The organism is Corynebacterium sp. HMSC055A01 (assembly GCF_001809405.1).
GTDB lineage: Bacteria > Actinomycetota > Actinomycetes > Mycobacteriales > Mycobacteriaceae > Corynebacterium > Corynebacterium hesseae.
On sequence record NZ_KV797588.1, the window covers coordinates 38,971 to 61,791 of the forward strand.

The window sequence follows — 22,821 nt, forward strand, 5'->3', positions numbered from 1 at the left end:
TCTGTTGCAGGGTTTTGCGTTGTTTGCAAACCTTGTGTAATTACCTGTTGGGGCGGCTTTTTGGGAGGACGTACACAATGAGCAAGCACTACGCGGGGGCAAGAATCCACGCACTACGTAAAGAACGCAAACTCACCCAAGCGGCCATGGCACAACAACTGGGGATGTCCACCAGCTACCTCAACCAGTTGGAGAATGACCAGCGCCCCCTCACCGTCACCGTCCTCATGCAGCTGACGCAACGCTTTGGCGTTGACGCCACCTACTTCGCGGGGGATCGCGACCTGCGCGCGCTCGCCGAGCTGCGCCAGCTCTTCCCCGAGGCCTCCGACACCACACTCACTGACTTAAGCGGACGCTTCCCCGAGCTACTCCCCAGGCTTGTCGCCGCCGCCGCACACACCCCCGCGGAAACCGGCCCTTTCGAAGCGGTCCGCGACTTCTTCTACGACGCCCACAACTACATTCACAGCCTGGACGTCGCCGCCGAGGAACTGTCCGATTCCCTCGGTGACCGCGTCCTGCGCCGTGGGCGCTTGGCCTCAGTCCTGCAGGACGAGTTCGGCGTTACGACACGATTCTCCTCGGCCTCACCGCGCCGACGGACCTTCCACGACCGCGAGCTACACCTGCGCGCAGGACTCACTGAAGCCCAGCTCGTCTTCGAGATGGCACTCCAGTACTGTCTTCTGGCCTATCCAGAGCACTGCGCGGAACTCGTGGCCGAGCTACCCAGCGCCGAAGCCCGCTCCATCGGCACCTATGGTCTGGCCCAATACTTCGCGGCGGCCGTCACCATGCCCTATACGCAGCTCCTCACCACCGCGGAGGAGACGCGCTACGACATTGATGTGATCGCGGCATCCTTTGGCACTGGTTTCGAGACCACCGCGCAGCGCTTGTCGACGCTTCAGCGGCCCCACCACCAAGGTGTCCCTTTCTCCTTCATCCGGACCGACCGCGCAGGCAACATTTCCAAGCGCCAGTCCTCCACTGCCTTCCACTTTGCGCGCAGCGGCGGCTCGTGCCCGTTGTGGGTGGTCCACCGCGCTTTTGAAACGCCAAACCGCATCACGCGCCAGGTGGCCTCGATGCCCGATGACCACACCTATCTGTGGATCGCGCGCTTCGTCCAAGGCCAAGCCCAGGCCTGGGGTACGCCGCGCAAGGAATTCGTCGTGGGGCTGGGCTGCGATATCGCGCAGGCGGATCGCGTGGTTTACGCCGATGCGCTCAACCTCTCCCCTTCCGAGGCAACCCCCATCGGCCCCGGTTGCGCCGCCTGCCCACGCCCGGCCTGTCCGCAGCGCGCCTTCCCACAGGCGGGGCGCTCCGTCAGCCTCGACCTCAATGCCACTCCGGTTTCGGCTTACGCGACCTCGTAGTTTTCTACAATTCGCCCACGTTCTCGAATTTCCTGCGGCAATGTCCAGGCCGCTTGCCAAGATAGGACTCGTTCGGCACCACGCCGAGCTCTCGTCTCTCACCTACGCAGGAAGTTCTCTCATGTCCAACCCCTATGCAGCTCACCAGCGACTACGGCGAGCGGTTCACCATGGAAGAAGCCCAGCATGCGGTGAGCACACTGGGCTTATAAAACCGAGCCGAAGCTAAAGCGGAGCTGGAGCCTGCCTACTCGAGGTCGTCGTGGGCAACGAGGCGGCGGGCTGCCTCGGTGATGGTGCCGGACAGCGACGGGTAGACCGCGAAGGAATCCGCCAGCTGGTTCACGGTGAGCTGGTTGGTTACCGCCACGGCGATGGGCAGGATGAGCTCGGAAGCGGTCGGGGCGACGATGACGCCGCCGATTACGCGGCCGGAGGTCGCGCGGCAGAAGAGCTTGACAAAACCGTGCTGGAGAGAGCGCATCTTGGCGCGCGGGTTGGTGTTCAGCGGCATCGTGATGGTGCGCGCGGCGACCTCGCCCGCCTCAATCTCCGCCTGGGTAAAGCCCACGGCAGCGATCTCCGGGCGGGTAAACACGGCGGTGGCGACCGTCTTCAAGCGCAGCGGGGATACACCCTCACCCAGGGAGTGGTACATGGCGATACGCCCCTGCATCGCGGCAACGGAGGCCAGTGGGAAGAGGTCGGAGCAGTCACCCGCGGCGTAGATGCCGGCAACGTTGGTGCGGGAAACGCGGTCAACCTCGATGTGACCGGACTTCGTGGTAGCCACGCCAACGTGCTCGAGGCCCAGGTTCTTCGTATTCGGGATGGAACCGATGGACATGATGACGTGGGAGCCGTGGATCTCGCGGCCGTCCTGGGTCTTCACCACGACGTTTCCGTCCTCGGTGCGGGAGACCGTTTCGACGCGGCAGTTCTTTTCCAGCTCCACGCCGCGCTCAGCCAGGACGGTCTCGAGGACGTCGGCAGCATCGGCGTCATCATGCGGCAGAATGCGGTCGCGAGAAGCCACCATGGTCACGCGCACACCCATCTCCGCGAAGGCGGAAACGAACTCGGCACCGGTCACGCCGGAGCCGACGACGATGAGGTGCTCCGGCTCCTCCTTGAGGTCATAAACCTGCTGCCAGGTCAGGATGCGCTCGCCGTCCGGCTGAGCGCCCGGCAAGATGCGCGGGGTGGCACCGGTGGCAACGAGGACCAGGTCCGCGTCGAGGGTCTCGGTGGTGCCATCAGTGTGGGTGACATCAACCTTGTGCGCGGCACCCTTCACGCCGTGCTGGTCCTCGGAGAATGCGGCGCGGCCATCGATGACCTTGACGCCGATCTTCTCCAGGCCCGCGCGCACGTCGCGGGACTGGTTGCCGGCCAGCGCCTGCACGCGGCCGTTAAGCGCCTCCAGGCTCAGCTTCAGCGAGCCGAGCTGGTGGTTCAGGCCCATATCATCCGCGCGGCGGAAGTCGGTGCGAATGTTGGCGCCGGCAATAAAGGACTTCGACGGGACGCAGTCCAAAAGAACGGAGGAGCCACCGGGGCCCTGTTCCTCAACCAACGTAATGTGCGCGCCGTACTTGGCGCCGGCAGTCGCAGCCTCGTAGCCTGCGGGGCCGCCGCCGATAATTACGATGCGGGGGGCTTCCTGTGACACTGTCGCTCCTTTTTTAAAAATCTGCCTATAAGAACTCTGGGAAATCCTTGTCACAGTGTAGTAGTTAGAAAACTAATCCTCCACGTTGGCAAACTGTTCCGCCACGGAGCCGAAGAGTTTGACGCCCACGCCGATAGCCCTCTCATCGGGGGCCAAATCACCCATATGCAGATCGTGCTGCTCGCCTTCGCCGGACCAACAACCCAGGCGGGCCATGGAACCGGGGACCTTCTCCAAGTACCAGGAGAAGTCCTCGCCGCCCGAGGACTGCGGCGCTTGGACCACGGCTTGCGGGTCGATGGCCTGGGCAGCGCTGGCGAGGAGGGCGGTGGAGACGTCGTCGTTCAGCACCGGCGGAACCCCACGGTGATAGACCAGCTCATGTTCCACGCCCAGGGGCGCCAGGACCTGCTCCACAAGCTCAGAGAACAGCGTTTGCATCTCGCGCCAGATCCCGATATCCGCCGTGCGCATGGTGCCAGACACCGAGCCGGTCTCGGGAATCGCGTTCGGTGCATAGCCGGAATTCACCTGACCAAAGACCAAGACGGTGCCGGTGCGTGGATCGACGCGGCGCGAGAGCAAACCCGGCAGGTCCGTCAGCAGCTTGCCCAACGCATAGACGACGTCCGCCGACAAGTGCGGGCGCGACGTGTGCCCACCCGGGCCGGAGACGTTGATTTCCACGACGTCAGTCGCGGAGGTGATCGCCCCGGCGCGGACGCCAATGCGCCCGACGCGCAGCTTCGGCTCGACGTGGACGGCAAAGATGGAGTTCACGCCTTCGAGCGCACCCCACTCGATGACGTCGGTGGCGCCGCCTACCCAAACCTCTTCGGCAGGTTGGAAGATGACGCGAACGCCGAAGTCCAGCGGGTGCTCACGGTTGAGATCCGCCAAGGCACAGGCCGTGGCTAGTGCAATGGTGGTGTGCATGTCATGCCCGCAGGCATGCATGACGCCGGGGACCTCGGAGGTGTACTCAAGGCCCGTGACCTCCGTGACCGGGAGCGCGTCGATGTCGGCGCGGAAGGCCAGGCGCCCAAGTTCCGTATCGGGCCCGATGTCCACCATGAGGCCGGTTTCGGGGAAAAGCTGCGGCTCCAGACCGTACTCACGCAGGGTGCGAGACAGGAAGCGCGTGGTTTCCACTTCCTTATTGGAGGTCTCCGGGTGGCGGTGAATATGGCGGCGCCACGCGATGACCTCCGCGCGGTGGTTGCTGAACCACTCACTGACGTAGTCCGAGATCACTGCTTCCTCCTCCGTGGTGTCCTGTTGGGAAGAGTCTACAACTAGACCATGCGGTTCAGTTAGCCGGGCAGGTCACACGCCGGATATACTAAGCGGTCTACCTTCGCTACAGGTCGATATTGCGGGGACCGTAGAGGCGGTCGCCGGCGTCGCCAAGCCCCGGCACGATGTAGGCGTCCTCGTTGAGGGCCGGATCAATCGCCGCGGTAACCAAGCGAACCGGCAGCCCCGAGTTGGCCAGCGCATCGACGCCCGGCTGCGCGGACACCATGCAGATCGCGGTGATATCGGTGGCGCCGCGGTCCGCGAGGAGTTTCAGGGAATGCAGGAGGGAACCGCCCGTGGCGAGCATCGGATCGACGACAAAGACGCTACGCCCGCTGAGATCCTCCGGCAGGGCCTCCAGGTAAGGCACCGGCTCATGGGTTTCTTCATCGCGCGCCATGCCAATGAAGCCAACTTGGGCATCAGGGATCATCGACAGCGCCGGGTCAATCATGCCCAGTCCAGCACGGATGATGGGCACGATAATTGGCGGGTCCTGCAGGCGGGTGCCCTCCGCCGTGGCAACGGGAGTAACGCAATCAAAATGCTCGACGGGCAGGTCGCGCGCTGCCTCATAGACAAGCATGGTGCCAAGATCCCGCAGAGCTGCACGGAAGGCGGCATTATCGCTGCGGGCATCGCGCATGAGTGTGAGCCGGGAGGCGGCGAGGGGGTGGTCTACTACGTGGATATCCATGCCCTTCACTGTATAAGAATCGGCCGGGAACCGATCAGCGGGCAGCACAGTCTAATAAGCCATGACTAGCTTCCACACGTTTAATATCGACACCGAACACACCCGTAGGCTGGCGCATGAGCTTGCCGCCATCTCCCAGGCCTCCTCCACTCCCCCTCCTGAGCTACCGGTCGATACCGTTCTGGGCGGTTTCACTGGAACCTTTAACACCGCCATGGAGAACCTTGCTGCCCGCCTTACCCAGGTCAGGGCGGATGCCGGTGCCGTGGCGGACTCCAGCTTCCGCATGGCCCGCGAAGCGGAAGACGCCGATGGTGCTCTCGCGAACGCGTGCGGGGGTCTGTGATGTTGGAGTCAGCACTCGCCCACATTGCCCGGATTCAGCCGGCGCAGCTTCCCGACGTCTCCCTGCCCACTGTGCCCGATCTCACTGCTGCAGGGCCGCTAGCGGAAATTGCGCATGGGGATCCACGGGCGTTGTTAGACACTGCACGCCAAGCCACTGAGGATCTCTCCACCGCCCGCTCAGCTCTGGATACTGCCCGCGGGCTCATCGCGGCGACAGTCAGGGACCTCATCGGTCTGGGCTTCGAGCTTCTCCAGCGCGGACTACCTATCGCTCTCGGGTTGCTTATCCCAAATCCTGCAACACAGGCTGCGGCGCGTTCAGCATTGCAAGCCCTGGCCATGGAATACGTTGGCAAAGCGATGCTTCGCGTCAAGCAGCTGGCTGGGGAGCTCCTGCAAGCAGCAGCTCCCCTCATCCCCATTGGCCAGCGTGCTGTTCGCCCCTCGGTGCGCGGCCCGCAGGAGGAAGGCGTGGTGCGCCACGCACTCACCGCGTCCTCCACCGCAAGCGAAGGAACCACGCAAGGGCAGGCAGCGACACAGGCCGCCTTGTCCCAGGTGGGGACTCCCTATGGGTGGGGCGGTACCGGCAATGGCAGCTTTGATTGCTCTGGGTTGACGCAATGGGCTTGGCGCCAAGCGGGGGTGGAGCTGCCGCGCACCGCAGAAAGCCAGACCGTGGGCCGTCAGGTAAGCGCAGACGAACTGCAGCCCGGTGACCTCATCGTGTGGGATGGTCACGTGGCCATGTACTCCGGCGGCGGACAAATGGTGGAAGCGGGCAGCCCTGTGCAAACCAATCCGCTGCGTACTAACAACATGGGGATGGCTTTCAAAGGGTTCTGGAGGCCTACAGGGTAGACTGTTTGCCCATGAACACCCGCGCGATTGTACCCATCCAGCTCTCCCTTTCTGAGGGTGATTTTTATACCCTCTGGGCGCCGAAGTGGCGCCAGAATGGTTCCGAGTGGCAGGCCTTCCTCGGTGATGACGAGTCCGTCTTGCTCTTTAACACCGAAGCCGAGATGCTGTGCTTCCTCGAATCCGGCTCGAAGCACGACCTGCTCGATCACCCAAAGTGGGAGGCCTTCAATTCCCAGGCGGCGGACCGCGTCGTTCCGGAGAAGAAGCACGTATACGACCTCATCGGCATGCCAAAGCACTTGGCTGGCCGCCCCAGCCACGAGAACGTGTCCACCGTCGCACGCTGCCTAGAAATTGCACACGCGCTGGCAGAGGTCGGGGCCGCGGAGCACACCGTGATTTTCTTCGCTTCGCATTCCATTTTGCGCAACCCCGCCCGCGGAGCCGATCACTATGCCGGTGACCAAGGCATGGGCGAATGGTCCGGCGTAGGCCGCGTTATTCATAGCAACTGGCGTGAGGTCATCGAGGACCTCGACAAGGTAGTCAAGGTCATCCCTTCCTCCGATTTCAGCCAGGAGGCAACCGCGGATGCCGCTACCCGCATCTCTGCCGCCAGCGAAGCCGCGGAAGAAGCACGCAAGAAGGCCGAAGAAGAGCGCGAGGCGGCAGCGAAATCCGCCGATCCCTACGACAATTCCCCGTGGGCAGCCGCAGGCATCGACCCGATTAAGATCACCGCCAACCAGCGGACGGTCTACACCCTGCGCACCTACCTCAACGGCAAGCCGGTGTTCCTGGGCAAGTGGGGCGAGATCTTTACCTTCCCCAGCTCCAAGGTGCTCGTGCGCTGGATCATGGAGAACGACGACCATGACCTAGCAAAGGTTTCCACCTGGGAGGAGGTCGTTGCCGCGGCGAACGCGGGCGAGCTCGAGGTCACCGTCCACCCGGATAACCAGTACACCTTCAATGGCATCGTGCGCGACATTGAAAAGGGTCCGGAGGCAGTCGATACGGATCAGATGAGCCGCTGCTACGAGGTCTGTGCCGACGCTGCCGACTGGGCCGGGGATGACTCCATCAACTCTTATATGCTGCAGAACCCGCGCTTCCAGGACTACCTGGGCTACATGCTCGGCTCCACCGAGCACGCGGGCTACGTCCCCTCCAAGCCCTACACCGAGCACGCGGAGTCCTGGAAGGGCCTGGAGGAAATGCTGACGAAGCGTTTCTCCCGCTTCTAGCTTCTACTTGGAAGACTCGCTGTCTTCTTCCGCATCGGAATCGCTCATTTCTGAAGCGTCTTCCGCGAATTCCGGATCCGCCAGTTCCTCATAGGCGGGCAGGATCTCCTGCTCGATGAGGCGCTGGCGGTCTTCTTCGCTAGCAAAGGAATTCTCAATGGCCTTGATGGTGAGGTCGAAGAACTCCTCGAGGCCATAGCCGAAGGTCTCGCTCAGGGCGAGGAAGACATCGCTGAGCTTCTCGCCCGCCACCGTGCAGGTAAAGCCGAGCTGCTGCAGCAGCGGCAGAGGGTGATCGACCAGCTCCTCTGCGGGCAATTCCTCTAGCGGCGCGAAGGTCAGCGCGATGCGGCGATCCCGCACCCACGCAGAGGCCTTGCCCGGGCGAACGCCGTCAAGGTCGGCACCGAAATCATCGATGAGATCCGTTGCGTGGACCAAACGCGTCGCACCGGCGTGCACGGCTGCCACGGCATCCTCGTACGAAGCCACGTCCCGCTCCCAGGGAATGAAATTTTCACGCAGCTTCTCCGCTGCGGACAGCTCAGTCAGCGCTGCACCGGCAACAGCCTCGCCGGCATCCACATTGTCGGCCGCGCCCTCCACGATGATCCGCGCATCAATACCGGGAACATCAAGACCCTCTTGCGCCGCAGCCAGCGCCTCGGCGGCGCCGAAGGGGAAAGCACTGGGGCGCAGGCGGAGCTCGGCGTAGACCACGTGGTCGTCGGCAAGCGCCTGCACAGCAGCGTGCGTGGCCGCGCGGAGCTCGTCCGGGGTGGATGCAACCGTGGGCAGCGGCGCCAACAGCGTCACTTTGGGCAGACGAGCGAAAATCTCGGCGCCGGAATCTTTGTTTTCGGGGCTAATCAGAGGTGCGTCATGCATGAGGTTCATCCTAGGACGGGGTCTAGGATTAAGCACGCTATGAAACATGTCCCCGCGCTCCTCACCGTCATCGCTCTGGCCGCCACGCCGCCGGCGTTTGCAGAAGAGGAAGAGTCATCATCGCCCACGCGCACCACTGCGCCGGATACTGACTTGTGCCCGCATTCCCTCGTGCCTGAGGAGCCGACGACCACCTCGGAGCGGTTGGCTCCCGGCCAGGCAGCGCCCACTCCCCTGCCCGCGGTTGAGGGCGCTGCGTGCGGTGTCACCGCGCCGTCGGGTTTTCGGGTCAATAAGGACGTCGTGGCCTCGGCGTGGATGGTCAGTGACGTGGACACGGGCGAGATCATCGCCATGAAGGACCCCAACGGGCGCTACCGCCCGGCCTCCATCATCAAAGCACTGTTAGCGCTCGTGGTCATCGAGGAGCTTCCCTTGGACCAACGCATCACCGCCACGCTTGACGACGCCTCCGTCGAAGGCTCCGCCGTCGGCCTCGGCCCGGATGGGGTCTATACCGTGGAGCAGCTTCTCCAGGGTTTGCTCATGGCTTCCGGCAACGATGCCGCACACGCTCTCGCGCAGGCCATAGGCGGGGATGAGGAGGCGCTGGAGAAGGTCAACGCGAAGGCGAAGGAGATTGGCACGCGCTCGACGGTGGCGGCCAGCTACTCCGGGCTGGACGCGGCGGGTATGTCGACGTCCGCGGCGGATATCTCGCTGATTTACCGCGCGGCTTTTGCCAACGACACCTTCGCGCGCATCGTCGATACTGAGCACGTGGAGTTTCCCGGCTGGGGTGACATGCCCGGTTATGAGCTGTGGAACGATAACGGGCTCTTCCTCAATGATCCGGATGGTATCGGCGGCAAGACCGGCTATACCGAGGACGCGCACCACACTTTCGTCGGTGCGATCAACCGCGATGGGCGCCGCCTCCAGGCGGTTCTCCTCGATACGACCGTTGAGCATGGTTTCCGCGCGTGGGAGCAGGCGCAGATGCTTCTCGACGAAGCCTCCGACGTCCAGCCCGGCGACGGCGTGGGGCAGCTCGATGATTTCGCGGCTGGGAGGCATGAGCCTTCGGAGTCGCAGGAGCCCAGCACAGCGCCCACCACGCCTTCTGCCACCGCCACCGCTGAGGCCCCGGCGACGGCGTCGTCCTTCGCGGACTCGCAGGGCTGGATCGGGTGGCTGGTGGCGGGCCTCGTCACCCTCCTCGTGGTGGCGGTGGCTACTTTTTCACTACTTCGGCGTTAGCCATGATGTCGTGCTGGCCGCGAAGCGCGTTCTTCGGGCCAATCGTGGTCACCACGTAGAGGGCTCCGAAGAAGGCAATGAGCGGGCCGACAAGCGGCACGAGGGAGGCCACGCGCCACCAGTTGCGCTTAATGCTCTGCTGCCAGGTGAGCTTCTCGCGGGTGGTGACATCGCGCACCGTGTATCCAGCTATCAGCTTCGCCGGCGTTGCTCCTACGAGGACCTCGAAGCAGATGTAATAGGCCACCGTGATGATGCCCGAGATGCTGGTGAGCCAGACCTCATTGAAAGCGGAGTTGTACACCCCGAGACTTACGAGGAGGGACACACCGATCGCCGCAATGACGTAGTCGATGACGGCCAAAAGCACGCGGGTGCCGGGGGTTGCACGCGGGGCGTCGTGCGCGGGCGCGGGAGCGTGGTGGCTTTCGTCCCAGCGGCCGGTATTCGCGTAGTCCTCCAGTTGCGCCCAAGTAAGCCGGGCGCCTGATTCTACCTTTTGGTCATAGCTTGCCCGGGTAGAAGGCTCGCAGAGGATGCGGGCGGCAACGGCGAGCTCCTCGCGCTCCGCATCCTCGGGGAGGTAGCCGAGGCCTTCGAGGCGGGCGTCGGCAGCCGCCAGCTGCACGCCGAGTTCGCGTGAGGTCGCGCGCGAATCCAGGGTGAAGTGTTCATACAGGTTCGGAGCGAAAGATACTGGAAGCATCGGCCTACTTTCGGCGCAGCAAGGCCCATGCGCCTGCGGCCGCCGCGCCGAGTGCGGCACCGGCACCCAAGGCCACGCCCGGGTTCGGGCCCCGGCGGATCTCATTGCGGACGCGGATAACCGCCTGATCCGGAACCGGCGGGACCATCAGCTCAAGGGATTCCTCGGTGGTGGCCGTCCACGCGGAAACGTAGAGCACGACGCGCCAGACCAGGTACATGACCACCATGAGGACAATCACAGGGCCGAACACGGCACCGGCTGGGTTGCCCGCCGCGGAGGACATGATGACGGTGGACAGCTGCTTGATGGCTTCAAAAAGCACCGCGCCAATGGCCGCGCCCATCAAGCCCGACTTGGTGGGCACCTTCGTGCGCGGCAGGAAGGCCACCATCCACCAAAAGACCAGGAAGTTAGCGATAAGACCAATCACGATTCCGGCGATAACAAGCACCGCTCCCATGCCAGGGAAGGACTCGATGCCGACCCACTCGAAGATCTTCTGGGTCAGCCCGGACGAACCCGCTGCCGTCACGCCGAAGGCGATGATCATGGCCACGAGCAGGCCGATGAGGCCCAGCAGGTCGCTGAGCTTATGGGTCACGAAATTGCCCGGTGCGTCGGTGGGGTCCTGGTTCCACATGGCAGAAATGCCGATGCGCAGATTATTCATCCAGCCGAGCCCGGACCACAGGGTGGTCAGGCCACCGATGCCGTACATCGCGCCGCGCTGCTTAATCGCGGTGTGGAGAAGCTCCGTAATCGAATTACCCAGATCGCCCGATACGGCGTTGGTGATCTGCTCCTCCAGCTGCTGCATGAGGTCGGGGCGGTTCGCCAGCACGGTCGCGGCGGCGGCCACGGTGAGCATGAAGATGGGAAAGAGAGCTAGAACCGAGAAATACGTAATTCCGGCCGCGAACTGGTTGCCGCCTTGGCTACCGTAGCGGTCCAGCATCTTCATAATGTGGTCGATGAAGCCGGACTTCTCACGGACTTTGTCTACCGCGCCCGGTTCATCGGCGTGAGCTCGCTCAATGCCGTAGTCATCGGTCTTCTTCTCATCAGGTCGAGTCGTTGGCGCCACTGGCGTTCCCCTTAAAAGTTAATTACAGAAACCTCTACACAGTCTTCATCATGCTAGCCAACTCAGCCGCGACGCGCGGGGAGGAACCCCACCGCCTCGTAGACCTTGTCCACGAGGGGGGTGGCGATCTCCGTAGCGCGCTCGGCGCCCTGGGCCAAGATGCGCTCGAGCTCGCCGCGGTCTTCCATGAGCTCGTCGTAGCGAGCCTTGAGCGGAGTGGTGAAGGCCTCGAGCGCCTCGGCCGTATCGACCTTGAGGTGGCCATAGCCCTGACCGGCATACTTGTCCACGAGATCCGGGATGCTCTCCCCCGTCAGCGCGGACTGGATGGCCAGTAGGTTGGACACGCCCGGCTGCTTCTCACGGTCAAAGGCCACCACGCCGAGGTCATCGGTCACCGCGGACTTGATGCGCTTGGCGGAGGTCTTGGGAGCATCGAGCAGGTTCACGATGCCCTTCGGGTTGGCCCCCGACTTCGACATCTTGGACGTCGGCTCTTGCAGGTCATAAATCTTGGCCGAGCCTTCCGGAATGAAGGCCTCCGGCACGCGGAAGACCTCACCGTACTTGTTGTTGAAACGCTCCGCCAGGTTGCGGGTGAGCTCGAGGTGCTGGCGCTGGTCCTCCCCCACCGGCACGTAGTGCGGGGAATAGAGAAGGATATCCGCGGCCATCAAAACGGGGTAGGTAAACAAGCCCACCGAGGTGCGGTCCTGGCCCTGCTTTTGAGACTTGTCCTTGAACTGGGTCATGCGGGAGGCCTCACCGAAGCCGGTCAGGCACTGCAAAACCCACGTCAGCTCCGCGTGCGCGGGGACGTGGGATTGGACGAAGAGGGTAGATTTCGCCGGGTCGATGCCCAACGCGATCAGCTGCGCAGCACCCGCCACAGTGCGGTGGCGCAGCTCCTCCGGGTTCTGCTCCACCGTGATGGCGTGCAGGTCCGGGATGAAGTAGAAAGCCTCGTGCGAGTCTTGCAGGTCAATCCACTGCTTGAGCGCTCCGAGGTAGTTACCCAGGTGGTAAGAGTCCGCCGTGGGCTGAATGCCAGAGAGGACTCGGGAAGCGGAGTTCGATGCAGAAGTGGAGTCAGTCATGGTTGACCACTCTACTCTGCCGCCTCCGCTGGGGCGGCGCTGCGTCGGTTAAATCTTGCGGGAGGTCGGGCTAATAACGTCCATCATGACGGCGAAACCGGCCACCATGAACGCGCCGCCAACGCCCTGGAGGACGATCGGGCCAAGGAAGGCAAAGGACGGTCCGACGATGGTCCACCACCAGATACCCAGGGCAAGCAGAATAGCGCCGAGGACAAAGTAGATGATTGCGCGGGTCATGAGCATCTCCTGCGAAATAGAAAAGGACGTTAAGACGGGATTATCGTACCACTACTTGGAGTGGGCTACTTGTACTCGACCAGAAGCGGAGAGTGATCAGACCAGCGCTCCTCCACCGTCGGCGCCTTCTCCACCCAGGTGCGCTGCGCGCGCTCCAGCATGGCCTTCGTGGCCGCCTGGTAGTCAATGCGCCATCCGGCATCGTTGTTGAAAGCCTGGCCACGGTAGGTCCACCACGTGTAGGGGCCATCCGCCGCCGGGTACAGGCGCCTGGCGACGTCAAACCACTGCGGATCCTTGGCCGCCTCCCAAGCGGTCTTGGTTTCGTAGCCCACCACGCCGAGCCAGTCCCCCAGCCCCTTCTTGTCCTGCGGCTGCTCATCCGGGAAAGAACCGAAGACGCGGTCCATGAAGGCGCGCTCCTCCGGCAGGTGGCCGGACTTTTTCTCGTTGGCCTTATTGTTCTTCAGGTCCTGGGCGCGGTGGCAGATGTTCCAGTCACCGCCGATGACGGCCTCCGGGTAGGTCACGGCCATCTCATCCAGAACGTCAGAGAATTCATCCAGGAAGAGGTATTTCTCATCCTGCTTCGGGGAATCGGTATCACCGGAAGGCAAATACAGGGAAGCCACCCGCACGCCTTCCACGGTGGCGGCGATGAAGCGGCCGGATTCGGCGAAGGAGCCGAAGCCTACGGAGACGTCGCCAAGCGCATGCTTCGATAGGATACCCACGCCCGCGCGGCCCTTGGCGGCAGATTCGGCCTGTACCAGGTTCCATCCGGCCTCCAGAGCCGGGGCCAAGGCCTTCTGGGTCTGCTCGGGGTTGGCGCGCACCTCCTGCATGAGGACGACGTCGGCCGGTGTGGTCTCCAGCCACGCGTTCATGCCTGGGTTGTTCTCATTGCGCTGTTTGCAAGCCGCGCGGATGCCGTTGACGTTGACGGAGGCGATGGTGAAACTCATGCCGGACAGTCTAACTCTGTTCAATAATCTTCACGGAAGGGGCTAGACGGCGCTTGTCCCACATTGTGACAACCCAGGTGAGACAGCCTGCCACCGCCAGGCCCGCACCGGCCAGCGCGGTGGAGTTATAGGAGTAGCCCGCGCCCACGACTGCGCCGCCGATGGCCGCGCCCGCCGCATTGGCGATGTTGAGGGCGGACTGGTTCAACGCCGCCGCGAGGGTCTGTGCATCCCCCGCCACGTTGACCAAGCGCAGCTGCAACGACGGCACAAGGATGGAGCCGAAGAAGGCCAAGACGCCAAAGACAATCGTGCCCGCCCACGCGCTGTGAGCCACGAAGTAGAAGGTCACCGACACGCTAACCATGCAGATAAGGGCAAAAATGATGCCGAATTCCAGGTTACGGTCCGCCAACCAGCCACCGGCGACGTTGCCTGTGGTCATGCCGATGCCATAGGCCATGAGCACAATCCACGTGTGGCTCGGGTCCATGCCGGCGACGTCCGTCATGGTCCACGTGATGTAGGTATAAACGGCGAACATGCCGCCGAAGCCAACGGTGCCAAGGAAGACGGTGAGCAGAACCTGGCTGTTTTTCAGCGCGCCAAGCTCAGTAAACATATCCGTTTGCGGCATACGCGTCATGTGCGGGAAGAGGAAAAAGAGCAGGATCATCGTCAGCCCCGCAATGGCCACGACCAAAAAGTACGCCGCATGCCAGCCCAATCCTTGGCCTAGGGCCTGGGCCGCGGGCACTCCGATCACGGTGGCGATGGACAGGCCCATGCCCACCATCGACATGGCAAAACCTTGGCGGCCCGGCGGCGCCATCGATACCGCCGCCAGGTTAGCTACGGAGAAGTACGCGCCGTGCGGCAGGCCAGCGATGAAGCGCGCCACCAGCAGAACTCCGTAGTTCGGGGCCACGGCCGTGAGCAGGTTGCCCACGAGCAAGAAGCCAATAAGCAGGATAATGAGGCGGCGGCGTGGGAGCTTGCCCGTGAGTGCTGCGATGACCGGCGCACCCACGACGACGCCGAGCGCGTAGACGGAGATGACTACCGACGCCGTGTCTTCCGTAATCCCGAAATCATCCGCGATGAGCGGCAGCAGGCCCATCGAGGTGAACTCCGTGGTGCCGATGGCGAAGGCGCCCAGCGCCATGGCGATCATGACGATGGTGCGGCGGGTTGAGGAGATTTCCGTTTGGCGCGGGACGGGACGGCGTTGGATGCGGGGAGCGGAGTGCGGGAGATTCACGTGCGCGTACCTTAGTCCCTTTCCCGCGCGCAGACGAGAAGGCCCTAGCAATCACACAGCCCCGCCCCGCTGGTGGCGCGAGTCACAGGGGGACCGGCACCGCGAGAAAATAAGACAGGTATCCTGTGAGGTTGAACAGTTTTCAACTTCTTTAGGAGAACCATGGCAAAGATTATCTGGACCCGTACCGACGAGGCGCCGCTGCTGGCGACCTACTCCTTCAAGCCGGTCGTGGAGGCCTTCGCTTCCACCGCGGGCATCGAGGTAGAAACCCGCGACATTTCCCTGGCCGGCCGCATCCTGGCCCAGTTCCCTGAGCGCCTTGGTGACAAGAAGGTCTCCGATGCCCTGGCTGAGCTTGGCCAGCTGGCTAAGACCCCGGAAGCCAACATCATTAAGCTGCCGAACATCTCCGCTTCCCTGGTGCAGCTGAAGAAGGCTATTGCTGAGCTGCAGGCAGCCGGTTTTGATCTCCCGGAGTACGAAGAGGCTCAGGAGAAGTACGACGCCGTCAAGGGCTCCGCCGTCAACCCGGTTCTGCGTGAGGGCAACTCCGACCGCCGCGCTCCGATTGCGGTCAAGAACTTCGCTAAGAAGAACCCGCACAAGATGGGCGCTTGGTCCGCTGATTCCAAGACCAACGTGGCCACCATGGACGCTAACGACTTCCGCCACAACGAGAAGTCCGTCATCATGCCGGAGGAGGACACCCTCTCCATCGTTCTGAAGACCGCCGAGGGCGAGCAGACCCTGCTGGAGAAGCTGCCGGTCCTCAAGGGCGAGGTTATCGACGGCACTTTCATGTCCGCCAAGGCACTCGATGAGTTCCTCAAGGCACAGGTTGCCCGCGCCAAGGAAGAGGGCGTTCTCTTCTCCGCTCACCTCAAGGCCACCATGATGAAGGTCTCTGACCCCATCATCTTCGGCCACGTCGTGCGCGCTTTCTTCGCTGACGTCTTTGAGAAGTACGGCGAGGAGCTCGAGGCAGCTGGCCTCAATGGCGAGAACGGCCTGGGCGCTATCTACGAGGGTCTGGACAAGCTGGAGAACGGTGCTGAGATCAAGGCCGCCTTCGACGCCGCGCTTGTCGACGGCCCTGACCTCGCCATGGTCAACTCCCACAAGGGCATTACCAACCTGCACGTTCCGTCCGACGTCATTATTGACGCCTCCATGCCGGCCATGATCCGCACCTCCGGCCACATGTGGAACAAGAACGACGAGGAGCAGGACACCCTCGCCGTCATCCCGGATTCCTCCTACGCCGGCGTCTACCAGGCCGTGATCGAGGATTGCAAGGCCAACGGCGCTTACGACCCGACCACCATGGGTACCGTCCCGAACGTCGGCCTCATGGCACAGAAGGCTGAGGAGTACGGCTCCCACAACAAGACCTTCAAGGTGCCGGCTGCGGGCACCGTTGAGGTTCGCAACTCCAAGGGTGAGGCTCTTATCTCCCACGACGTGGAAGCTGGCGATATCTGGCGCGCCTGCCAGACCAAGGACGCCCCGATCCAGGACTGGGTCAAGCTGGCTGTCAACCGTGCCCGCCTGTCCGGCATGAAGGCCATCTTCTGGCTCGACCCGGAGCGCGGCCACGACGCCAACCTCATCGAGCTGGTCAAGAAGTACCTGCAGGATCACGACACCGAGGGCCTGGACATCTCCATCGAGGATCCGGTCACCGCAACCAAGATTTCCGTGGAGCGCATCCGCAAGGGCGAGGACACCATCTCCGTGACCGGTAACGTCCTGCGTGACTACAACACCGACCTCTTCCCTATCCTGGAGCTGGGCACCTCCGCGAAGATGCTGTCCGTGGTTCCGCTCATGGCTGGCGGCGGCCTGTTCGAGACCGGTGCCGGCGGCTCCGCTCCGAAGCACGTCCAGCAGGTTCAGGAGGAGAACCACCTGCGCTGGGACTCCCTCGGTGAGTTCCTGGCCCTGGCTGAGTCCTTCCGCCACGAGCACAACACCAACGGCAACGCCAAGGCTGGCGTGCTGGCCGCAGCGTTGGACAAGGCCACCGAGACCCTGCTGGATGAGGGCAAGTCCCCGTCCCGCAAGGTAGGCGAGAACGACAACCGCGGCTCCCACTTCTTCCTGACCCTCAACTGGGCCAAGGAGCTGGCTGCGCAGACTGACGACGCCGAGCTGGCCGAGGCCTTCAAGCCGGTTGCTGAGGCCCTCGAGGCCAAGGCTGGCGAGATTGAGCAGGCGCTTCTCGACGTCCAGGGCTCCCCCGTCGACCTCGGCGGCTACTACGCCCCGAACGAGGAGAAGCTCAACCAGACCATGCGCCCGGTCGCTGCCTTCAACGAAATCATTGACGGCCTGAAGAAGTAATTCTGCGCTAGGCGCTTAACAAAAGACCGCTTCGTCTCCTCCCCGGAGTTCGAGGCGGTCTTTTCTTGCTTCATTAACCACAAACAGGCCTAAAACAGCACTCCGCGACGCTATTTTTACCCGTTGAGCTGCGAAGACTTTTTCTTGACTGTTTCTTGCTTCTCGCGCATACTTTTACTCATGACTCCCATCAATACTGCGCCTGAGGAACAACTTGTAGCCCGCGTGAAACGGTTTACAACGCTTCCGGCTGAGCTACCGTGGCTCGAGTTCAAGGTAAACAAGCTATCCTCCGGCGCGGAGATTGCGAAATATGCTTGCGCCTTGGGAAATTCGGCGCGCCTGCATGATGAGCCTGCGGGATATCTCGTGTGGGGTGTCAACGACGACCGAACCATCGTCGGGACGACCTTTAATTGGCAGCTCACCAAAGGGAAGGGAAACGAGGATCTCCTTCCTTGGCTCAACCGCGTCATTAGCCCAGCCCCTGAACTGACCTTCGACGAGATCACGGTTGATGGACATCTCGTTGTGCTTCTGCGCATCCCCGCCGCATTGTCCGCCCCGTATTCCTTCGAAGGGAAGCGGTATTTCCGCAAGGGCAGCTACATGAAAAACCTCATGGACTTTCCCAATGAGGAACGTCAGCTCTGGCAAAAACTCAACCAGTTCGAATTTGAGAACACAGTAGTGGCCGAGGGCCTTGAGCCCGAATCGATTACCGACCTGCTTGATCCTGAGGCTTTCTTCCTTAATAGACCGGAACTCCCACATACGACAGGCGCCGCCCTCATCGACACGTTGAGGAGCGCCAAAGCCATCTCCTACTCACACGAGCAAGGCTGGCATATTCCGGCTTGGTCCGCGCTCATGTATGCGCGCTCTCTTCAGGACTTTCCGGAGCTGCGCGGGCGCGCTCCCCGCGTCCTACATTTCAACGGTCCTTCACGCACGGAGGTGGAACGAGAATGGGAATTCACCGAAGGCTATGCGTCTTCCTTCACCCACATAGTCACGCTCTTCAACACCATTCGTCCAGGTGGCGAACATATTGATTCCAGTGGTAAGCGCGTAGTGACTCCGTTGTTGCCAACGGTAGCCTTCCGCGAGGTGCTAGCAAATGCGCTCATGCACCAGGATCTTGAACAGCGTGGCCGGTTCTTAACCGTGGAGATTTTCAGCGATCGGGTCGAAGTAACCAACCCAGGCACCCCGCTTATCGACCCCCAACGGTTCATTGACTCGGCGTCCACCACACGCAATACCCATCTCGGTGAAGCTTTACGTCTGGCGCATTTTGTCGAGCAACGCGGAAGTGGCTGGGATAAAATCGTCTCTTCACTCGAAGCCGAGCACTTCCCACCTGCTCTCATTCGCGCCAACGGAAGTACCACCGTCTCCCTCAGCGCCTACCGCCCCTTTGCGCTGATGACTATGGAAGAAAAGACCCAAGCCGTCTATCAACACGCTTGCCTTCGCTTCCTCGAGAACCTCCCCGTTAACAATTCCTCAATCCGTCAGCGCTTCGGGCTGAAGAATTCACAAGCCGCTCAGGCCACACGCCTGCTTGCCGCCACCGTCGAGGAAGGACTCATCCATGCCTACGATCCCAACGCCGGTCCGCGTTCGTTGCGCTATGTTCCGTTCTGGAGCGAATAGGGATCGCTTTCTTGCTTCATTAACCACAAACAGGCCTAAAACAGCACTCCGCGACGCTATTTTTACCCGTTGAGCTGCGAAGATTTTTTCTTGACTGTTTCTTGCTTCTCGCGCCTTATCTCGCGGGATTTTCATCCTTTGAGCACCGAGGACCCCAGTTAGTTAAAAAGTTTTTCAATACCTGGGAACCGAGAAACCCTCGCCTCCGACTACTAGTGCAGTTGATATCAGCACCTGTCCATCGCCCCTCCTGAACGCCCCGCGAACGTTCAGCAGAGGCCCTAATCAATAGACCCCGAAAGAGCACTACTTATGAGTCGGACGGCTCTGCGATCCTTCATTCAACGCATCCACTTTTATGGCGGCATGTTCGTCGGCCCCTTCATCCTCATCGCGGCATTGACCGGCTGTCTTTATGCCGTGGCGCCCTCCCTGGAGAAAGTGGTCTACCACGACGTATTGACGGTGCCTACCGTGGAGAATCCGCTGAGCCTGGAGGAACAAATCCAGGCCGCACAGCACGAGCACCCTGACATGCCGGTCACTCAGGTCTGGCCGGCCACGACACCGACGGATTCCACGCGCGTGCTGGTCTCCGATGAAAGCATCGACGAGAGCCTGCAGCGCACCGTCTTCATCAACCCCGCAACCGCCAAGGTCATCGGGGACTACCCCACCTACTCGGGCCTAGGCGAGATGCCGCTGCGCCGTTGGATTTCCTCCCTGCACGAAAGCTTCCACCTGGGCAAGGTCGGTGAGCTCTACTCGGAGCTAGCCGCTTCGTGGTTGTGGGTCATGGCCTGTGGAGGCCTCTACATGTGGTGGATTCGCCGCCGCCCGAAGAACAAAGCAACCGCGAACGCCGCACAGCAGCAGCCTAAGCACTCTGCCCGCTGGAAGGCCACTCGCCTGCACTCCACTGTTGGCGCGTGGATCTTCATCGGTCTGCTTGGCCTCTCTGCCACCGGCATCACCTGGTCCGGTCTGGCCGGCGGGAACGTCGATTCCCTCGTCGAGCGCATGCACTGGAAAGCCACTCCCATCAACACCGCCCTGCACGGCACCACCACTGAAACGCATGAGCACACCGGGCATGAAGGCCATGAAGGGCATGGAGCGTCGTCAAGCGCGAGCGTGGCTGCCGACGCCGAGCGCGTCCTCGCCACCGGCCGCGCCGAGGGGCTGACCGGACCGCTGCGCCTGTACCCGCCGGAGGATGCCCACTCCGCCTGGCAGGTCAGCGAACGGTGGGTGGAATGGCGCACCACCTCCGATGCGCTCTCGGTGGATGGCGCCACCGGAGAGGTCATCGACCGGCAGCCTTTCTCCAGCCTGCCGCTGTTTAGCAAGCTCAGCAGCTGGGGCATCTACCTGCACATGGGCATCATGTTCGGGCTGCCACTGCAGATTGCACTGCTCGCACTGGGGCTGGCCACCGCCGCGCTGGTGGTGCTGGGCTACTACATGTGGTGGAAACGCCGCCCACGCTTCCTCCCGACTGCCCACTTTTCCTGGGCCGCCACAGGGTTGGGCGCGCTATTCGCCGCCACCGCCGGAGTCTTCCTGCCGCTCTTAGGAATCACCTTGGCAGCTTTCCTGGTTCTCGATGTCATTCTGGTGAACCGTGCCACAACCCAGCGCAAGGAACGCACGCCGGTCCCGGTCGGATAGTTTAGTGAAAGCGATCACATAGGGCGGAGCTTATTAGGTACGGTAGTTTCTTATGACTAACCCACTGCTGACTCCCTCCACGCTGCCCTACCAGCTCCCGCCGTTTGCGAAGATCAAGGTCGAGCACTACCGCCCCGCCTTCGACGAGGCACTCTCGCTTCACGACGCCGAGATCGCCTCCATCACCGACAACCCCGCCGCCCCCACGTGGGAAAACACGGTGGAGGCGCTCGAGCGCTCCGGGCAGGACCTCGACCGCGTTATGGCGGTCTTTGGCAACCTCTCCGGCACGGACGTCACCGAGGAGATGGAGGAGATCGCCGCCGACATCTACCCGCGCTTGTCCGCGCACTATGACGCGATCTACCAGAACGAGGTGCTCTACGCGCGCATCAAGGAGGCCACGCCGCCTGCCGACGACGCCGAAGGCCAGCGCCTCCACGACCACCTCCTGCGCACCTTTGCCCGCAAGGGCGCCGACCTCGACGCGGCTGGCAAGGCCCGCCTGTCCGAGATCAACCAGCGCCTCTCCGCGCTCTCTGAAGAATTCGGCCGCAACCTCATGGCGTCTACCCGCGAGCGCGCGGTCTCCTTCACCGAGGAAGAACTCGAGGGCCTGCCCGCCGAGCGCATCGCCTCCGCCAAGGCCGACGCCGAGGCGATAGGCCGCGAGGGCTATGTCATCCCGCTGGAGCTGCCGACCGTGCAGTCCGAGCTGAGCCGTCTGGCGCGGGAGGATGCGAGGGGGAGGTTGTATGGGGCGTCGGCAAGCAGAGGCTCCGAGAACAACATCCCGGGTCTCATCGAGGCCGTCCAGCTGCGCGCCGAGCGCGCCGAGCTGCTGGGCTTTGCCACGCATGCCGACTACGTCATCGCCGAGGAAACCGCCGCGACTGCCGACGCCGCCCGCACCATGCTCTTCGACCTCGCCCCCGCCGCCGCGGCCAACGCCGAAGGCGAGCAGAAACTCCTCGCGGAGGAAGCAACGCTTAACGGTCAAGGTTTTAGCGCCGCGGACTGGCCTTATTGGGAATCCAAGGTCCGCGCCCGCGACTTCTCCCTCGATGAGGAAGAACTGCGCAAGTACTTCCCGCTGGACCAGGTCCTGGAGAAGGGTGTCTTCGCCGCCGCCGAGCGCCTCTACGGCATCACCGTCACCCCACGCGATGACCTCGAGGGCTACGCGGAGGGGGTTCGCGTCTGGGAGGTGATTGACAGAGACGTCAATCACGAGAGTAAGGGGATCGGCCTTCTTCTTACTGACTACTTCGGGCGCCCCACCAAGCGCGGCGGCGCGTGGATGAGCGAGTTCGTGGGCCAATCCCGGCTGCTGGAGCGCAAGCCGGTCATCGTCAACGTCATGGGCATCACCAAGCCCGCCGACGGCTCGCAGCCGCTGCTAAACATGGACGAGGTCCGCACCGTCTTCCACGAATTCGGCCACGCCCTGCACGGCCTGCTTTCCGACGTCCGCTACCCCACCTTCGCCGGCACCAACGTCCCGCGCGACTGGGTGGAGTTCCCCTCGCAGATCAACGAGAACTGGGCGCTCGATGAGAGACTGGTCAAGGAATACGCCCGCCACGTGGAGACCGGCGAACCTATTCCGGACGAGCTTCTCGCTGCCATCTCCGCCGCCTCCGAATTCGGCCAGGGATTCGCCACCTCGGAGTATCTGGGGGCATCGATCATCGACCTCGCATGGCATTCCCTGAGTGCTGCCGAGGCTGCCAAGTTGGAGGCCACCCCGGAGGCCGTCGCCGAGTTTGAGGCCGAGGCCCTGCGCGCGGCCGGGCTGGACAACGAGCTCATCGCGCCGCGCTATCGCTCGACGTACTTCAACCACATCTTTGCCGGCGGCTACTCGGCGGGCTACTACTCCTATCTCTGGGCCGAGGCGCTCGACGCCGATGGTTTCGAGTGGTTCAAGGAGCAAACCGACCTCCGCGAGGCCGGTCAGAAGTTCCGCGATGTCATTCTGTCGAAGGGCGCGTCCCGCGACTTCACGGAGGCTTACCGCGAGTTCCGCGGCCGCGACAAGGACGTCGCGCCGCTGCTCAAGCGCCGCGGTCTCGCCGGGGCCTAGTGCCGACTAGTTATCCACAGATTTCGTCGGATGGCTAGTTCGG

The 22,821-nt window shown here is 62.7% G+C and carries 20 protein-coding genes; 10 read left to right on the top strand and 10 right to left on the bottom strand.

The genetic code is table 11. From position 1 onward, the window contains the following. Positions 1-77 precede the first annotated feature (77 nt). Positions 78-1,385: a short-chain fatty acyl-CoA regulator family protein gene (locus HMPREF2604_RS08545; protein ID WP_070530634.1), complete on the top strand. Its 1,308-nt coding sequence runs from the start codon at positions 78-80 to the stop codon at positions 1,383-1,385. A gap of 134 nt (positions 1,386-1,519) precedes the next feature. Beyond that, the gene (locus HMPREF2604_RS13690; RefSeq protein WP_083299228.1) at positions 1,520-1,597 is read left to right on the top strand and encodes an Ltp family lipoprotein; all 78 of its coding nucleotides are present in this window, start codon (positions 1,520-1,522) and stop codon (positions 1,595-1,597) included. A gap of 35 nt (positions 1,598-1,632) precedes the next feature. Here HMPREF2604_RS13690 and HMPREF2604_RS08550 read toward each other — a convergent pair whose 3' ends face one another. The 3 genes from HMPREF2604_RS08550 to upp all read right to left on the bottom strand — a co-directional run bounded on the left by HMPREF2604_RS08550 (position 1,633) and on the right by upp (position 5,053). Continuing rightward, positions 1,633-3,057: an NAD(P)H-quinone dehydrogenase gene (locus HMPREF2604_RS08550; protein ID WP_070530636.1), complete on the bottom strand. Its 1,425-nt coding sequence runs from the start codon at positions 3,055-3,057 to the stop codon at positions 1,633-1,635. Positions 3,058-3,129: 72 nt separating this feature from the next. Further along, positions 3,130-4,311, bottom strand: a complete 1,182-nt coding sequence (locus HMPREF2604_RS08555; RefSeq protein WP_070563889.1) for a M20 family metallopeptidase — start codon at positions 4,309-4,311, stop codon at positions 3,130-3,132. Between the two features lie 106 nt (positions 4,312-4,417). Then, positions 4,418-5,053 (bottom strand): uracil phosphoribosyltransferase, encoded by a 636-nt coding sequence (gene upp, locus HMPREF2604_RS08560; protein WP_070530640.1) that lies wholly within the window; start codon positions 5,051-5,053, stop codon positions 4,418-4,420. Positions 5,054-5,114: 61 nt separating this feature from the next. Between upp and HMPREF2604_RS08565 the strand changes: the two genes are divergently transcribed. The 3 genes from HMPREF2604_RS08565 to HMPREF2604_RS08575 are packed head-to-tail and all read left to right on the top strand — an operon-like array spanning position 5,115 to position 7,512. Further along, complete coding sequence (locus tag HMPREF2604_RS08565; RefSeq protein ID WP_070563886.1) at positions 5,115-5,399, top strand: hypothetical protein; 285 nt, start codon at positions 5,115-5,117, stop codon at positions 5,397-5,399. Continuing rightward, positions 5,399-6,262 (top strand): C40 family peptidase, encoded by an 864-nt coding sequence (locus tag HMPREF2604_RS08570; RefSeq protein WP_070563883.1) that lies wholly within the window; start codon positions 5,399-5,401, stop codon positions 6,260-6,262. The genes HMPREF2604_RS08565 and HMPREF2604_RS08570 overlap by 1 nt, the downstream gene beginning before the upstream one ends. A gap of 11 nt (positions 6,263-6,273) precedes the next feature. Then, on the top strand, positions 6,274-7,512 hold the full coding sequence (locus tag HMPREF2604_RS08575; protein ID WP_070530645.1) for a hypothetical protein: 1,239 nt from the start codon (positions 6,274-6,276) through the stop codon (positions 7,510-7,512). A 3-nt stretch (positions 7,513-7,515) separates the two neighbouring features. On the opposite strand, the gene HMPREF2604_RS08580 is transcribed toward HMPREF2604_RS08575, so the two are convergent. Next, positions 7,516-8,400 carry an amidohydrolase family protein gene (locus tag HMPREF2604_RS08580; protein ID WP_083299224.1) on the bottom strand — a complete coding sequence of 295 codons (885 nt, stop codon included), beginning with the start codon at positions 8,398-8,400 and terminating at the stop codon, positions 7,516-7,518. Positions 8,401-8,439: 39 nt separating this feature from the next. On the opposite strand from HMPREF2604_RS08580, the gene HMPREF2604_RS08585 reads away from it, so the two are divergent. Further along, a complete protein-coding gene (locus HMPREF2604_RS08585; protein WP_070563877.1) occupies positions 8,440-9,660 on the top strand; it encodes a D-alanyl-D-alanine carboxypeptidase family protein in 1,221 nt (406 codons plus the stop codon). Here HMPREF2604_RS08585 and HMPREF2604_RS08590 read toward each other — a convergent pair. The 6 genes from HMPREF2604_RS08590 to HMPREF2604_RS08615 form a co-directional block, all read right to left on the bottom strand. Continuing rightward, positions 9,635-10,366: an RDD family protein gene (locus tag HMPREF2604_RS08590; protein WP_070563874.1), complete on the bottom strand. Its 732-nt coding sequence runs from the start codon at positions 10,364-10,366 to the stop codon at positions 9,635-9,637. The genes HMPREF2604_RS08585 and HMPREF2604_RS08590 overlap by 26 nt on opposite strands. 4 nt (positions 10,367-10,370) lie before the next feature. Continuing rightward, a complete protein-coding gene (locus HMPREF2604_RS08595; RefSeq protein WP_070563871.1) occupies positions 10,371-11,453 on the bottom strand; it encodes a YhjD/YihY/BrkB family envelope integrity protein in 1,083 nt (360 codons plus the stop codon). Positions 11,454-11,515: 62 nt separating this feature from the next. After that, a complete protein-coding gene (trpS, locus tag HMPREF2604_RS08600) occupies positions 11,516-12,550 on the bottom strand; it encodes a tryptophan--tRNA ligase (protein WP_070530655.1) in 1,035 nt (344 codons plus the stop codon). A 48-nt stretch (positions 12,551-12,598) separates the two neighbouring features. Next, positions 12,599-12,790, bottom strand: coding sequence for a hypothetical protein (locus HMPREF2604_RS08605; RefSeq protein WP_049157254.1), 192 nt, complete (start codon positions 12,788-12,790; stop codon positions 12,599-12,601). A 65-nt stretch (positions 12,791-12,855) separates the two neighbouring features. After that, complete coding sequence (locus HMPREF2604_RS08610; protein ID WP_070564919.1) at positions 12,856-13,755, bottom strand: exodeoxyribonuclease III; 900 nt, start codon at positions 13,753-13,755, stop codon at positions 12,856-12,858. Between the two features lie 10 nt (positions 13,756-13,765). Then, positions 13,766-15,016 (bottom strand): MFS transporter, encoded by a 1,251-nt coding sequence (locus HMPREF2604_RS08615; RefSeq protein ID WP_070564922.1) that lies wholly within the window; start codon positions 15,014-15,016, stop codon positions 13,766-13,768. 162 nt (positions 15,017-15,178) lie between these two features. Between HMPREF2604_RS08615 and HMPREF2604_RS08620 the strand changes: the two genes are divergently transcribed. The 4 genes from HMPREF2604_RS08620 (at position 15,179) to HMPREF2604_RS08635 (ending at position 22,778) form a co-directional block, all read left to right on the top strand. Beyond that, on the top strand, positions 15,179-17,362 hold the full coding sequence (locus HMPREF2604_RS08620) for an NADP-dependent isocitrate dehydrogenase (RefSeq protein ID WP_070564925.1): 2,184 nt from the start codon (positions 15,179-15,181) through the stop codon (positions 17,360-17,362). Positions 17,363-17,485: 123 nt separating this feature from the next. Next, positions 17,486-19,021 (top strand): RNA-binding domain-containing protein, encoded by a 1,536-nt coding sequence (locus HMPREF2604_RS08625; RefSeq protein ID WP_141746454.1) that lies wholly within the window; start codon positions 17,486-17,488, stop codon positions 19,019-19,021. A 312-nt stretch (positions 19,022-19,333) separates the two neighbouring features. Further along, a complete protein-coding gene (locus HMPREF2604_RS08630) occupies positions 19,334-20,692 on the top strand; it encodes a PepSY-associated TM helix domain-containing protein (RefSeq protein ID WP_070564928.1) in 1,359 nt (452 codons plus the stop codon). 52 nt (positions 20,693-20,744) lie between these two features. Continuing rightward, positions 20,745-22,778, top strand: coding sequence for a M3 family metallopeptidase (locus tag HMPREF2604_RS08635; protein WP_070564931.1), 2,034 nt, complete (start codon positions 20,745-20,747; stop codon positions 22,776-22,778). Positions 22,779-22,821 lie beyond the last annotated feature (43 nt).

What these genes read in the sequence shown, in the direction of transcription:
- HMPREF2604_RS08545 (WP_070530634.1), top strand. Translation starts at nt 78, where the DNA reads ATGAGCAAGCACTACGCGGGGGCAAGAATCCACGCACTACGTAAAGAA.
- HMPREF2604_RS13690 (WP_083299228.1), top strand. Translation starts at nt 1,520, where the DNA reads ATGCAGCTCACCAGCGACTACGGCGAGCGGTTCACCATGGAAGAAGCC.
- upp (WP_070530640.1), bottom strand. Translation starts at nt 5,053, where the DNA reads ATGGATATCCACGTAGTAGACCACCCCCTCGCCGCCTCCCGGCTCACA.
- HMPREF2604_RS08565 (WP_070563886.1), top strand. Translation starts at nt 5,115, where the DNA reads ATGACTAGCTTCCACACGTTTAATATCGACACCGAACACACCCGTAGG.
- HMPREF2604_RS08570 (WP_070563883.1), top strand. Translation starts at nt 5,399, where the DNA reads ATGTTGGAGTCAGCACTCGCCCACATTGCCCGGATTCAGCCGGCGCAG.
- HMPREF2604_RS08575 (WP_070530645.1), top strand. Translation starts at nt 6,274, where the DNA reads ATGAACACCCGCGCGATTGTACCCATCCAGCTCTCCCTTTCTGAGGGT.
- HMPREF2604_RS08580 (WP_083299224.1), bottom strand. Translation starts at nt 8,400, where the DNA reads ATGCATGACGCACCTCTGATTAGCCCCGAAAACAAAGATTCCGGCGCC.
- HMPREF2604_RS08585 (WP_070563877.1), top strand. Translation starts at nt 8,440, where the DNA reads ATGAAACATGTCCCCGCGCTCCTCACCGTCATCGCTCTGGCCGCCACG.
- HMPREF2604_RS08590 (WP_070563874.1), bottom strand. Translation starts at nt 10,366, where the DNA reads ATGCTTCCAGTATCTTTCGCTCCGAACCTGTATGAACACTTCACCCTG.
- trpS (WP_070530655.1), bottom strand. Translation starts at nt 12,550, where the DNA reads ATGACTGACTCCACTTCTGCATCGAACTCCGCTTCCCGAGTCCTCTCT.
- HMPREF2604_RS08605 (WP_049157254.1), bottom strand. Translation starts at nt 12,790, where the DNA reads ATGACCCGCGCAATCATCTACTTTGTCCTCGGCGCTATTCTGCTTGCC.
- HMPREF2604_RS08610 (WP_070564919.1), bottom strand. Translation starts at nt 13,755, where the DNA reads ATGAGTTTCACCATCGCCTCCGTCAACGTCAACGGCATCCGCGCGGCT.
- HMPREF2604_RS08620 (WP_070564925.1), top strand. Translation starts at nt 15,179, where the DNA reads ATGGCAAAGATTATCTGGACCCGTACCGACGAGGCGCCGCTGCTGGCG.
- HMPREF2604_RS08630 (WP_070564928.1), top strand. Translation starts at nt 19,334, where the DNA reads ATGAGTCGGACGGCTCTGCGATCCTTCATTCAACGCATCCACTTTTAT.
- HMPREF2604_RS08635 (WP_070564931.1), top strand. Translation starts at nt 20,745, where the DNA reads ATGACTAACCCACTGCTGACTCCCTCCACGCTGCCCTACCAGCTCCCG.